This is a genomic window from Pseudomonas kitaguniensis (assembly GCF_049199985.1).
Lineage (GTDB): Bacteria > Pseudomonadota > Gammaproteobacteria > Pseudomonadales > Pseudomonadaceae > Aquipseudomonas > Aquipseudomonas kitaguniensis.
Genome location: NZ_JBLZPT010000028.1, coordinates 1 through 13544, shown reverse-complemented (window position 1 = coordinate 13544; position 13544 = coordinate 1). Strand labels below are relative to the sequence as shown.

Below are 13544 nucleotides of genomic sequence, written 5' to 3'. Positions count from 1 at the left end.
ACGCGCCAAAGGGGAAACCCCTTTGAAACCCCGCAAAGCGGGAAAGCAGTGTCGTTGTCGTTGTTGGCCGTTGTCGTTGTCGTTGTCGTTGTCGGTAAGACCTGGAGCATAAAACCTATGCCTGCAAAAGTAGGAACGTCCGTCGTGGTGCCCTTCCGGCTAACTGCTACACAGCGGGCTCAGTTCGACAGCAAGATTGAGGCATCTGGCCTCAAGCTTTCAGTTTTCTTTCGCCAGTTAGTGCTTAGTAAGCCTTTAGTATTTCATGAGTCCACAGTTGATCTTGTCCGGCTCTTGACTATCTATAAAGTTTCTAGCGATACCATTAACAGTTTGGCCTTCCAGGTGAACTCATCTTTTCGGCGGGGATTACTGAGCCAAAGAAGGTTCATTCATTGGCTCAACCAATTGGCCTCTGTTAGGGAGCTTCTTTCCGCTGCTGTTCAGCAAAACAATCCGGTCGCCCGTATTGGTTCATTTGACGTAGCCGTAGTGGACGATTCAGTTAAGTCCTCAGTTGTTTCATTTCGTCTTACTGCTGAGCAAGTTGCGCCGCTGCAAATAATTGCAGACAAAGCTGAGCTAACTGTGCCCCTGGTGTGCAGAGAATTGATACTAAATCAAAGTCCGCTTTTTAAACGTTCAGCAAATCATAAAAAACGCCTTATATTCATTTTCAATAAGTCAAGCAATAACATTTCCCAGCTTGCTATGCGGTCTGATTATCTAACGCGTAAAAAAATAGTTTCCCAACAATTATACGTTAAATGGTTGGACTTGCTCGTCTCGATTGAGTCTTTATTTCAGGCAGGTATCGATAATGCTGATTAGAACAGGTGGATACAATACAGGTGCTCAGGAGTATCTTGAAAAAGGAACTAAGGCAGGTCGAGAGTTCACCCGTGATGAATTGGACCACCGACTGATTCTTGACGGTAATCTTGACCTCACAAGAGCTATTTATGAAAGCATTCCGGATGTTGGACAAGATCGTTATCTAACATTCACTATGAGTTTCAAAGAAGATGTAGTGCCTGAACAGACTCTGCGATCCATTACGCAAGAGTTCAAACAGTTCCTCATGCAGGCCTACCAAGACAACGAATACAACTTCTATGCGGAAGCACATCTTCCGAAAATGAAAAAGATACTGGATAAGTCCACCGGGGAAATGATTGATCGTAAACCTCATGTTCACATAATTGTACCGCGCATTAATCTGTTGAGCGGCAATGAAGCAAATCCGGTTGGTGTTTATTTAGATCACCAAAAATATTTTGAGGCTTTTCAAGAGTACATCAATCAAAAATACAACCTGGCTTCACCGCGTGAGAACATTCGTGTTGATATAAACGACTCAGCTAAGGTTTTATCTAGGTACAAGGGGGACGATTTTTACGGTAAAAATAGAGAGTTTAAGCAAGCTCTCGTAACCTCTGTTATTGATAAAAATATACACTCACGCTCCGCGTTTTATTCATTGGTAGCTGAGTATGGGGAAACGAGGGTTAGAAATGCAGGCAAGGACACCGAATACATTGCCGTAAAACTACCCGGTGATGCGAAGTTTACAAATTTAAAAGAAACTATTTTTCAGGACCACTTCATTGTAAATCGCGAATTAAAAAAAGAACCTCTTGACCCTGGATTAATCAATGAAAGGCTTATCCAGTGGCCCCAAAGGGCGCGGGAAATTAAATACGTTCATAAGGCAACACCTTCATTTCGCAAACGCTATGCAACATCTGATCCAGCCGAGCGCGTAGCTCTGCTGACAGAGCGTGAAACCATGTTCTATCAAAATCACGGAGTCGATCATGACCGAATACGCCCCATCCAGCGGCCGTCAAATCATCAGCGAGGTTCTACTAAAGCTCGAGCCGGGGATTCTTCCGTCGCTCCCGATCGCGTGCAAAACCTGCCCGGAAGCGAAATGGCAGCTAACTGGCAAAGCCGACAACCCGGCCTCATTGATGGTGCGATGCTACTGCCCAATGATGCACACGTTCACGTGGGACAGCCGCAACCAAGAGGAGATCTTGGACTGCGATCAGCTGTATCAGGTGGAGGAGGAGGAAAGCCACGGGTCGCCTCGGAAGACGGACCATCACGACGAGGACGACCTTCCGCCTTTCCTACGCATGAAAAAAGATCAGGAAAAAGAATAGCTGCTGGGAATCGAAAGCCTTTTGTCCAGCGTATCCCGTCATCATTTCTGAACCCTCATAAAATTCCAAGCGTCACCGACATTCAAGCGCGCGGTCGACAGTTGTTCGAGCCACTTCAAACCCTCGGCCTTGAGGGTTTGAAGATTGAGATTCGAGAGGCGCTGGTATTAGAGGAGCCGCCACAACCCAAATCTCGGGGAGGACCCACAAACGTGGGCGATGTAAATCCGACGAAGCCTTTAGGCTCCGGTCGTTCTAAATCAAGAACCTCTGGAGCCCGAAACACAGTTCCACCTTACGCACGAAACCCTCACCGGGTACCTACCCTCAATGATATTCAGGCCCATGGCCGGCGGATTTTTGATCCGCTTAAAAAATTCGTTGCCGCTCCATTGGAAATCACTTTTCCAACGGTTACTCCATTTACGGTAAACCGAAGTGCATCTTCAGTAGCGGCCCAATTCAGTCGCAAGGCTGAGCAGAATCAGTTGGCACCGGCACAGCGTCATGCGTTGAGGCGTATCAACCAGCAGTACTTCGACGTACGACGAGCACTTTTCTCGGATCAACGTTTGACCCGTCAAGACAAAGCACAACTTCTTTCGGTGCTTACGTTTGAGCGCTTGAAAGCCAGCGAACTTATTAAAACATCAATACATACCGAGGTTCATTCTATGGGTAGCGCACAAATTCGCCAGTTGATTACCGACGACAAAGATGAAGTAGCCTTTTCAATTACAGCACCGCGAGGGCCAGAGCGCAGTGGCATTCGACATCAAGTTAAAAAGGTTATGGAAAGATTTAGCAGTCAAATTGATCCTGAACAGAGCAAAGAACGTACGCGTGAACTCGCTGCAAAAGATCTTTATACGCGCAAGTCGAAGTTTAGTCAGAATGTTCATTACATTAGTAAATCCACTGACAAAACTCTGTTTGTTGATACTGGTACTGTTATCGCCATGCGTCGAACAGGTATCACAGTAGACGGCGTTGGAGTTGCACTGCAGCTCGCAACACAAAGATTTGGCAGTACCCTGACCATTAATGGTACCGATGAATTTAAGCGTCTTGTCGTTGAAGCTGCCGCTAAGGGTGGCATGGACATTCATTTCACCGATAAGAAAATGAACGATGCTTTATCGTTGCGTGTTGCAGAGCTGGATATTGCCAAGGAAGGTGAGCAAATTCAGTCTCCTGGCACCGCAGAAGCAGCTGTACCAGAAAGCGCGCCTGTTGCCCCTGTTGTTCAACCGGCGCCTGTAGCCGTTGACCGTTCCGTTGTCGTCGGTGAGCTTGTCGCTCATGGCCCTGCCCCGTACAAGGATGACGAATCCAAAGGGCTCAGTTATTTCGTAACCATCAACACCGAGGGTGGACAAAAAACACTTTGGGGGGTAGCACTCGAAGAAGTGATGTCCGAACAGGCTTTTTCCTTGGGTGACCGCGTTAAGCTAAAAGACCTTGGCCAAATACCCGTAAACATTCCTAAGGAACAAGCCGACGGCACTATCCAGGAGGTTCCAGGCTTCCGACGCGCTTGGTCAGCCGAGACGGACAGTACGTCAGCAGATCCAAAGGTAGCTGCACCGGCGGTAACTGTTTCAGTAGAAGTACCTGAGGCGGCCATCACACAAGTACCTGCAGCAGCACCCCCGCAACCAGCTGCACAAACTCCAGCTGCTACTGCATTGCCTGAAGACATTGTTCAACTGGTGGAACAACTTGCAAGCGCTCTTGAGCAGCAAGCCGCAGCAGCAACTCCAAGCCCAAGCGAAATGGTGCGTCGTGAAGAAGCTTGGCGCAAACAGTTCCCTGCTAACGAAGGAACAATTCTGACCGAGGCTGAGGTGCTTTCTGCCGGCGCAATGATGAGCCTTCGCGGGGAGGATCATGCCATGTGGTTGGTCGCGACAAACGACCATACTCCCGAAGGCATAGCAATGGTGAGCAAATACCTTGAGCATGCCGATTACCGCGAAACCTTCAAAAGCACAATTGAAGGTTTGTACGAGCGCGCTGAACAGTCACCGGAAGCCATTGATTCAATCAACGAGGCTATTGATTTCGTTGTTCCAATCGTCAACGAAATTGAGAGTCGACTCATCGCAGAACCGGGAAGTGTCGCTGCCAACGCGCTCATGGTAGATCCAAACGATGCGGTTGCTGTAGCTAAGCAGGTTAGCCAGCTGCAGGCCGAGGTGATCCACCAGACCGAAGCGATTGCCAGTGCAAACAACCAGATCAACCTGAACACCAATATGCGTGACAACCACGCAGCTGACCGTGGGCCTGAATTCATCGACCAGTGCAATGCCCTTATAAGCGCTGCTGAGCTGACTATAAAAAGTGGAACGATGAAGCTCACTCAGGCTGAGTTAGCTTTACGCCAGCTCAGTAATGCCGCACCAGAGGCGTTGAAATTCACACACAACGGTCAGCCTGCTTCACTTGGGCTTACGCCCGTGCCAACGCGCAGCGTCGAAGCAACACCGTTAATTCCAGCGGCGCCGATCGTTCTTGTTGACCACAAAGGCGACTCGGTGACGGTCGACCCGGCGAATGCCGGCGATGTAGCGAAGCACACCAGGCAGTTACTTAATGAGGTGACAGTGCAGGGCGAGAAAATCGCTGATGCAACAAACCATATTCGGCGACTGGTGAACATGCGGGATAACCACGCGGCAGGTCGCGAGCCTGAATATATCGACCAATGCAACGCAGAAATTGGTGAGTCAGAGCGCTTCATTGAGACTGGAAAAGCCATTGTGGCCAGCGCAGAAAGCAATCTGCAAAAGCTTGCTCCTACAGCTATTTCTTTAGCTTTGAACGCGGCTCAAGCCTCGCCTGTCAAGTCTTCGACATCTCCCCATGCAGAGCCGCCTGCGCCTCTGCAATTCACGCATAACGGCGAGCCGGCGTCACTTGGCCTTAAGGACTTACCAACACGCAGCGTTGAAGCGGTTCAGGTAAGTCCAGGGGCCCCGATCGTTCTGGTTGACCACAAAGGCGACTCGGTGACGGTCGACCCGGCGGATGCCGGCGATGTAGCGAAGCACACCAGGCAGTTACTTAATGAGGTGGCAGTGCAGGGCGAAAACATCGCTAAAGCGACACGACAAATTGGGATGCTGGAGAACATGCGTGATAACCACTCGGCGCATCGAGGTCCGGAATATATCGACCAATGCAACGTAGAGATTGGCGATGCCAAGCGCTTCATCGAGGGTGGTAAAACCATTATGGCTAGCGCTGAAAGCAATCTTCAGAAGCTCGCCCCTGCCGCGATAGCAGCTTCCCTAGGGATTAGCCAGGTTGTATCGGCCGATTCGGCACATGTAACTCAAAGCTCCGAGCTAACGCAAGAAGCACCTTCCGCTTTCATCCAGGACGCAACCGAGATCGAGGAAGACTTCGGACCCGCGATGGATTAAGCAAAGCCGAGCCTCCCCCCTTGTTTGGGGGAGGTTTTTGAACGTGAAGGAGTATCGAACGTGAAAAAAGAAGACCTCCAAGTTCAAAGAGCGCTGGCCAAGGCAGGGTTTGAGAATCTGCCGGCGGGTAGCCGAGGGGAATTATTGGATACGTTAGCGCAGATCCTCAGACAAAACCCCGAAGCATATAGTGATCTTGTTGATCAGCAGCGCGCGATTCTTGAGAAGGTCATGCACGTTGAAAACGTTGCTGAAATTAACCTACTCAAGGCTCGTAACCCGTTTGTAAAAGCATGTCCAGAGTGCGGACAAAGGCCTGATTTCGGTCCGGGTTATAGCACTGCCAAAGGCGTCGTCCTCGTGGTCTGTATGAACCACACCGACAGCGCCGTAACACAGGGTGGTGATTCACTACAGGCGGCACTGGACCGATGGAACGCGGATGATTGGTTTCCTCAAAGTCTGCCTCGTGAGCATTTTCTGCTCTGACAAGCCATTAGCATAAAAGCTGAAAATCCTGCATTCACGTACCTGCAAATACTGCACTTCATCAAAATCCGGCTGCATGAATTTGCTTTTTCATGCGACCACGCTTACGCTTGGCTCGTTATTACCACAACGATTCGAGGGGCGTGATGGCCGTGGATCTCTCAGCGATGCGCAAATTGTTCCAGGAAGGGGGGCTTAAATCCGCCCTCGTTGTCCCTGTTCCTATGCAGCTAAACGCATGGGAACTGATCGCCGTCTGTAAAGATGGTTCGAAGGAACACATGACGATCGCCCGGTCGGATCGGCGAAAAGTCTACAAAAGTCTTGAGTCGGTGCATGCCGATGCGGCAAGAGTTGGATTCACGCAAGTGATAACACAGGTGGAGAATTTGCAAGTGGCATAACGGAATAGCAGAAACCAAAAAGCCCGGCTGGTAACCGGGCTTTTTGGAAAATCTTGAACAGGTTTTTCTCTTTCGACGGGGGAAACCTGTTCACACATCACAATCAGGTGAGCCAATTATGGCTGGCACTTCGGGTTCTTGCAACCCGGAAAATGTCAACCAAATTAGCTTCCCGCCGAATGGCGTTTAAAAATGGACTTCGTATCCTCAGCCGCTGTGCATGCCCGTTACGGTAACGGCACGCAACACACAGCACAGATTGCCCTGAACGGTAGTAGTTATCGTGGAGGGCATGCCTAATGGCAAAGCTAAAAGTCGTACGACTTGACCCCTCTAATCCGCACTCCGCCTTACGGCGTCCCGCGCGGGCAATGCCACCCGTTTATGCGGCCCCCCGGCATTTGTCCGAGCAACAACTAAAAAACCCACTGATCAGATCCGCGTACGAGCGGTTGAGCAACATCGCGACGCTGCGCGGTCGTTACCTGCGAGGCCTCGATCGCGTAAATGGCGATCGCCGCACGCGCATTGAAAAATTCGTGGCCATCGAGAAAGCGGCCGAGCAGATTCTGGTCCGCTTGGACTTGGCCACCGGTGTGCTGGGCTTCCTCGATGAGGATAACGGCCGTTACGTATTGAATACCCAGCGACGAATCGCAGAGGATTCGCCCATTTCAGCACCCGTGTTGTGTCGTCTGTTCAAGACTCTTGATGCCGCCGGCTACGTCTATCGCCGGATCGAGCGTGTGCGACTGGATGAAAAGGATGAAAACGGCCTGCACCTGGTGCGTACGCGCGTGCTGGTCCGGTTCACAAAATTATTCTGGAAGGACTTGGGCCTGTTGCCCGTGTTCAAGCGCGTGCAGAACTCGGCGCGTAAACGCCGGCAGGTGCAACTGGCGACAATCAACCAGCGGCGTCTGGATGACATAGCAAGCTACTCTCGCGAGCAGCACAGACGTGAGGTTTCCCGGGCTCGCTGGCAGGCCAAAGAAAATCAGGACAGCTCATCGCCGGCAACGTCGCCGCAAACCTCAGGCAACGTGCCAGGGAAGCCTAAAGGGCCGGTTAACGCTATGGATAGGATGAACCAGTTGCTCGACAGGGTGGCCAAAGAGGGCAAACGCTCTTAATACTCTCCCCAATCAAAATCCGCCTTTTTTCTTATCCGCTCACGCGGAGGCATTGTCACGCCTGTATTTTATGGTGTTTCAGCACCCTCGATCGGCCGGCGCCGGCGAGAGCAAAAGTGCCACTGATTTTGCGTGCCGGCAGCAAGAGAATAGGCACCTGGCCAGGCCCAACCAAGAGCTTTAGAAATAAATGGAATTTTATACCCCCTTCAGCTACCCCCTTCGGGAAAAGCAGAGATTTCCGAGGTGTAAACACCTCTCTGATAATGCCCGCGCATTGTCGTGCCGAAGGCACGGCGCGGACAATGCATGGGGCCAAGCCCCAAACCCCGGCAGGAGCCTGCGGCCCCTGCACCCGCAGCAATCAAGCAAACCCGACTACCGCGTTAAAGCCTGTCTAAGCGGCCCAGGGCGATGAAGCTGCCCTGCCCTGGCCTTCGGCCACCCTTCGGGCGCTAAGACCCGGATAAATCGCCCCAGGACGGCAAGCCGCCCTGCGCCTCAACCGGGTGCGTGTGCGCACAGGCTAGGTCAAGGTATCCGGTATCCGTAGACCGTGATGTGCCTTCGGTGAAGGCATGCGTTTTGAAAAGTCTGTTCGACGTGGCCAACGTGGTGACGCTGCATTCGGTCGGTTCAAATTGACGCGCTTCGCCGTTAACAGTTAACTGTCTATTCATACAGTTATCTTTCTCAGGTCAGGCGCATGAACGTGACCCTACTCGGTCCAATCGACAGCGGTGGTGAAGCCTTACCACTTTACTCGTCACAGGTATCCGCCGGCTTCCCGTCGCCGGCAGCGGATCACCTGGAAAAGCTAATATCGCTGGATGAATTGTTTGATATACGTGCACCGCATATGTACTTGGCAAAGATCCTTGGCGACAGCATGCAAGGTGCAGGTATTTTTAGCGGTGACCTGGTGATCGTCGACCGAAGCAAAACGGCGCGTCATGGCGATATTGTCATTGCGGCACTCAATACCGAGTGCGTGTGCAAACGTCTGAATAAGCGCGATGGCCAAGTGGTCTTGATGGCCGAGAATCCAAAATTTCCGCCAAGGTACGTCATGGAAGGCGACGAGCTGGTGATTTGGGGAGTGGTCAACTACAGCGTGCGTGACCACGAGCGATCATCGTGAGCGTGAACGGCCCGCTCGATTCAGCTACCCCCGTGTTCGCACTCGCGGACTGCAACAGCTTTTACGCCAGTTGCGAGCGTGTGTTCCGGCCGGACTTGTCCAATACGCCGATCGTGGTACTCAGCAACAACGATGGTTGCGTCATCGCGCGGAGCTATGACGCTAAGCCTTTTGTCAAAATGGGCGCGCCCTTTTTTCAGATTAAGGACACACTCCGGCGTCACGGAATTGTGCCGTTTTCTTCAAATTATGCGTTGTACGGTCAATTGTCTGAACGCGTGATGACTCTAATAGAATCAATGGTTTGCGAAAGCGAGGTTTACAGTATTGACGAAATATTTTGCGACCTCTCCGGCATGCCCGGAAACCTCACCGAGTTTGGGCGGAAGATTCGTGCCAAGGTCCTAAAACACACCGGAATTCCCGTAGGCGTGGGCATTGCCCACACCAAAACCTTGGCAAAACTGGCTAATCACACCGCAAAACGGCTGCAGGCGCAGACCGGTGGCGTCGTGGATCTGTGTGACCCTTTTAAACGCGATTGGGTGTTGCGCAACACGGCCGTTGAGGAAGTGTGGGGGATTGGTCGACGCATGACCGCGCACATGAATGCCCTCGGCATCCACACGGCAATGGACTTGGCCAAGGCCGATCCGCTCTTGCTCGGGCGAAAATTCAGCGTTGTTCTGGAGAAAACTGTGCGTGAGCTCGCGGGCACGTCGTGCCTGGCTCTGGAAGATGCGGCACCGGCTAAGCAGGAAATCTGCTGCAGTAGAATGTTCGGCGTGCGTCTGGAGAAGATAGAGCCGATCAAAGAGGCGGTGGCCACCTACGCGCAGCGTGCGTCAGAAAAGCTGAGAGCCCAGCATTCGCTGTGCAAGAAAATTCGCGTGAGCATCCGCACCGGCATGTTTAACCCTGACGAAGCCCGTTACGCTAACGGCGTGTTGGTGGAGTTGCCCTACCCCACCAATGACGTGCGTGTGATCACTAAGGCCGCTACGCAGGCGGTGGAACGCCTGTTCCGGCCAGGGTTCCGATACAGCAAGGCTGAGGTGTTGCTGATGGATCTGCGTCAACCTGGTGAATTCACCGACGACCTGTTTGCGCACACGCAGCCAGCTGCTGCAGACAAAGTGATGAACGTTCTCGATGAGATCAACAATCGGTGGGGACGCGGCACGCTGCGCGCAGCGGCAGTGCCGGCGGCGCCGGTCTGGGCGATGCGCCGTGAGTTGATGAGCCAGAGCTACACCACCAGGCTTGATCAGTTGTGGACCGTTAACGCCAATTAACGCGTCAGGTTTAGAAGGGAGTTTGTGTATGTGTAGCCATTACGAAGCACCGGCGCCGCACCTGGTGGCTGAGGCCTTTGGCGTTGAGTCCTATGAGCAGGGCAAGTTGGACCTGTATCCAGGCTACATCGGACCTTTCATCCGCCGCGCGGAACACGTTGACCTCGATGCAGAATCACCGGCGCCGGTGGAAGCGCTTTCAGGCTCGTTTGGGCTGATTCCGTCCTGGAGCAAAGACACCAAAATCGCCAAGCACACTTACAACAGCCGATCGGAGACGGCGAGCGAAAAACCATCGTTCCGCACGGCTTGGAAAAAGGCCCAGCACTGCATTATCCCTGCTGCGGCGATCTATGAGCCTGATTGGCGATCAGGAAAATCAATTGCAACGCGTATCACCCGTACAGACGGTGAGTTATTAGGCATTGCAGGTTTGTGGGAGCAATGGCGCGATCCTGGTACCGGGCAGATCCTGCACAGCTACACCATGCTGACCATCAACGCGGACGATCACCCGTTCATGCGCAACTACCACAAGCCCCAGGATGAAAAGCGCATGGTGGTGATATTGCCGAAAGGGTTGTACGGGGATTGGTTGAAGGCCCCGGCCGGGGATAGCATGGAGTTTATGCGCCAGTACCCGGCCGATCGCATGGCGGTGGCCATGTGAATTTAAGTTGTGCCAATAACTGACCCGATTTTATAAAAACGAGACTGTTTGAATGACCAAAGAACAACTGCGTCGACAGCTGCAGGAACAGTTAGAGCAGCACCTGCGAGCCCATCCTGATGCCGTTACGCGTTACGCAGCAGAGCCTGACCCGGAAACGAAACCGTGGAAAAAGAAACCGAGCCTGCTTGACCAAGCTTTCGCGCAGGACTTGGCCGATATTGAAAAGGAACTGCAAGCCAAGGATTAATTTTCCGTGCCCCTTCGCCTTTGGTCTGAGCCTGGATACGTATAAGATCAGTGATCACCGCTGCAGGTGCTACTAACCCCTTAACAGCTTGGAGAATTACTTTGACGCTTGATACAGAAGAACACCGCCGCATCGCCGAAGCCGATGCGCAAAAATTTCTAGCCAAACTTCCGGCAAACATTCGAACTATTGTTGAGTGTCTACCGTTCGCAGCTCGATGGATGCTTGCTGCAACGATCAGTGAGGTGAACTCCAAGCGCGATGTCTACCACACCGGCATTGCTATAGGAATGATTACTGGCGCATCAGCACGAGATGAAATCAGCAGCGCGCAGATGGAAACTATCGCCCTCTATGTCGGAAATATTTGTCCTGATCTTTTGTTGACCAAATAATTTTCCGTGAACAGCAGAAACAACAAAAGGCCGGGGCTATCCTCGGCCTTTTTGCTATCCAGCTATGTTAGGATTGACGACTATTTGTCGCTTAGAGTGATACATGCCCAAGGCCATCGTTATTGAAGATGAACAGCTTGAACACGCGGTGAAGGTTGCCAGGGTCAGCAGCTCTGAGAACGGCAACCGGGATGCCGCGTTGTTGCTGACTTGTTTCGGCACCGGCATGACTGTGACTGAAATTTGTCGCCTGCGCGTGAGCGACTATCTCACCGACGCGGGCCCGGTACTGGTCGATTCTCAGGTACGAGCAGAGATTGCCTACAACCATCGCTCAAGGCCACTGTGCTGGACCAGCAAGAAGCTGACTAATGCGATAGACGCACACCTCTCAGAGCGGCTTGTGCGCGGTCACGGGGTTTCCACCAGGGCGATGGCTTTTCGTGGCCTCGATCCCTACTCGCCATTGTTCGTTTCTGGTCGCACTGGCGAAGGCTTGAAGATTAGCGCCCAGGTGCGCGACGGGAAGACTTACTACAGCGCGAATCAACTGACCCGACTCTACACCCGCCTGCTCTCAATGGCGGGCATCGAGGGGGCCAGCTCGCAGTCAGGGCGGCGGACATTGGCGGTAAAACTCAAACGTCACGGCATAGATCTGCGGCACATCAGCGAGATACTGGGCATCGAGAGCCTGGAAGCGGTTAAAAAGCTCTGTGCGGGCGATCCTGCGCGCTTGGGCGACATAGTTCGGAGAGTCATTTGATGGAAGTTCAGCGCCTGACGCCGGATGAGTTCAAAGCTGTATTCAAACAGCGTGGTTGGACTGGCAAAACCCTCGCTTTGCGCTGGGAGGTTTCCGAAGCGTGGATCAGCAAAATTATCAAAAATCCGCAGCGTGCGGCGCACTGGGACGATGCCGTAAAGGGGCTTCCGACTCGCAATTAATTGAACTATAGTTAATATTTAGCTTGATCATTAATTAACTATAGTTCAAAATAACCTCATTGAAACACACCAATGAGGACGCTGAAAATGCTGCTGAGTGAACTGGTTAAAGAGCTGCAAGAATTGCTTGAAACGCAGGGCGATATTGCTGTGGTGGTGAAAAGTCAGGATGAGGGTTTTGAAGCTGTTAACTGCACTGATTACGTCTATCACGACGGTGCAAGCTGCCTCTTAATTGACTGATCCATTTACCTCCACCAGCCCGGTACGCCGGGCAACCTCATCAGTTCAAGGACATCACAATGATCATTCTTAACCAGCAATTCAGGGCATTAGTCCAATTAAACGCCCTCGCTGCACTGAAAGCTTTGGCAGCTGAAAGCTGGTTGGACGAAAACCCGTGTGACGGTGATGCGCTGGCAGATGCGAAGGTTTTAGCTCGTGCTGTGCTGAATATTGATTTCGATAGCATGGACCAAGCACAGCTTGCGGCGTGGTACGAGAACACAGTGGGTTACAACCCTGTGGATGACGACCCGACAATAACGCTTGAGGAACTGCGTACGAATTGCAAAGAAATGGCTTTGATCGAGCGCTGCGGGGGGATCGACACCGACGCTTACCACCAGATCGAGGCTCAGCGGCGAGCCGACGCAGAAGCATAGGAAACCGCCCAGGCCCACCACAAGCCCCGCCGTCAAAACGTGGGGCTAACGCAGTAGAAGGATGCCCCTCTGGCGTCCACCTCATCGACGGAATGACGACATGGCCACCATCACCCGTAAGTACATCCGCACCGAGCCCCCTGCGCTGCTCACTGAACCGCTGACCATCACCCTGGATGACCATAAGCTGGATGGCTTCAATGCCTACCGCCAGGCGCGGCACGCTTGGCTGTCATGCGAGGGCAACAACGCCGAAAAGATTCGCCTGCGCGCCCTGATGGCTGATGAGGCGGATAATCTGATGAGCTTCATCGGAGCGGCGGCGCAGATCGCGCTGGGCGAGCCCGACGACTACGCGCCGGCCGATGCCGAATAACAACGGAAAACGACCTATGGCAACAGTGTTTTTGGTGATGGCAACAGCCAGCTGGTTTCTAACAATAAAGATTGACACAAAACAATAAAGATTGACACGACACAACATAGATTGACACAAGGCCGAAACCCCCGTATCTACGGGGGTTTCCATTTTTGGGCTGAGCCATCGGTCTAGAT

Annotated in this window: 15 protein-coding genes; all 15 read left to right on the top strand. The window is 52.4% G+C overall.

Going from position 1 to position 13544, the window contains the following annotated elements; translation table 11 throughout:
* Positions 1–48: 48 nt before the first annotated feature.
* Positions 49–831, top strand: coding sequence for a hypothetical protein (locus ACOZK9_RS24025; protein WP_421556710.1), 783 nt, complete (start codon positions 49–51; stop codon positions 829–831).
* Positions 821–5599, top strand: a complete 4779-nt coding sequence (locus tag ACOZK9_RS24020; RefSeq protein WP_421556709.1) for an LPD7 domain-containing protein — start codon at positions 821–823, stop codon at positions 5597–5599. Before ACOZK9_RS24025 ends, ACOZK9_RS24020 begins: the two co-directional genes overlap by 11 nt.
* A gap of 60 nt (positions 5600–5659) precedes the next feature.
* Positions 5660–6088, top strand: coding sequence for a hypothetical protein (locus ACOZK9_RS24015; RefSeq protein WP_421556708.1), 429 nt, complete (start codon positions 5660–5662; stop codon positions 6086–6088).
* 146 nt (positions 6089–6234) lie between these two features.
* Positions 6235–6492, top strand: coding sequence for a plasmid replication protein RepB (locus ACOZK9_RS24010; RefSeq protein WP_421556707.1), 258 nt, complete (start codon positions 6235–6237; stop codon positions 6490–6492).
* A gap of 371 nt (positions 6493–6863) precedes the next feature.
* Positions 6864–7625 carry a hypothetical protein gene (locus ACOZK9_RS24005; RefSeq protein ID WP_421556777.1) on the top strand — a complete coding sequence of 254 codons (762 nt, stop codon included), beginning with the start codon at positions 6864–6866 and terminating at the stop codon, positions 7623–7625.
* A gap of 706 nt (positions 7626–8331) precedes the next feature.
* On the top strand, positions 8332–8766 hold the full coding sequence (locus tag ACOZK9_RS24000; RefSeq protein ID WP_421556706.1) for a LexA family protein: 435 nt from the start codon (positions 8332–8334) through the stop codon (positions 8764–8766).
* A 2-nt stretch (positions 8767–8768) separates the two neighbouring features.
* Positions 8769–10061: a translesion error-prone DNA polymerase V subunit UmuC gene (gene umuC, locus ACOZK9_RS23995; RefSeq protein ID WP_421556776.1), complete on the top strand. Its 1293-nt coding sequence runs from the start codon at positions 8769–8771 to the stop codon at positions 10059–10061.
* 28 nt (positions 10062–10089) lie between these two features.
* Positions 10090–10731 (top strand): SOS response-associated peptidase, encoded by a 642-nt coding sequence (locus ACOZK9_RS23990; protein WP_421556705.1) that lies wholly within the window; start codon positions 10090–10092, stop codon positions 10729–10731.
* Positions 10732–10783: 52 nt separating this feature from the next.
* A complete protein-coding gene (locus ACOZK9_RS23985; RefSeq protein WP_421556704.1) occupies positions 10784–10981 on the top strand; it encodes a hypothetical protein in 198 nt (65 codons plus the stop codon).
* A 101-nt stretch (positions 10982–11082) separates the two neighbouring features.
* The gene (locus tag ACOZK9_RS23980; protein ID WP_421556703.1) at positions 11083–11376 is read left to right on the top strand and encodes a hypothetical protein; all 294 of its coding nucleotides are present in this window, start codon (positions 11083–11085) and stop codon (positions 11374–11376) included.
* A 103-nt stretch (positions 11377–11479) separates the two neighbouring features.
* Entirely contained in the window at positions 11480–12142 is a 663-nt protein-coding gene (locus tag ACOZK9_RS23975; protein ID WP_421556702.1) for a tyrosine-type recombinase/integrase, read from the top strand.
* Complete coding sequence (locus ACOZK9_RS23970; protein ID WP_421556701.1) at positions 12142–12324, top strand: hypothetical protein; 183 nt, start codon at positions 12142–12144, stop codon at positions 12322–12324. The genes ACOZK9_RS23975 and ACOZK9_RS23970 overlap by 1 nt, the downstream gene beginning before the upstream one ends.
* An 87-nt stretch (positions 12325–12411) precedes the next feature.
* Positions 12412–12567 carry a hypothetical protein gene (locus tag ACOZK9_RS23965; protein WP_421556700.1) on the top strand — a complete coding sequence of 52 codons (156 nt, stop codon included), beginning with the start codon at positions 12412–12414 and terminating at the stop codon, positions 12565–12567.
* A 59-nt stretch (positions 12568–12626) separates the two neighbouring features.
* On the top strand, positions 12627–12989 hold the full coding sequence (locus tag ACOZK9_RS23960) for a hypothetical protein (protein ID WP_421556699.1): 363 nt from the start codon (positions 12627–12629) through the stop codon (positions 12987–12989).
* Positions 12990–13089: 100 nt separating this feature from the next.
* Complete coding sequence (locus ACOZK9_RS23955) at positions 13090–13365, top strand: hypothetical protein (RefSeq protein WP_421556698.1); 276 nt, start codon at positions 13090–13092, stop codon at positions 13363–13365.
* Positions 13366–13544 lie beyond the last annotated feature (179 nt).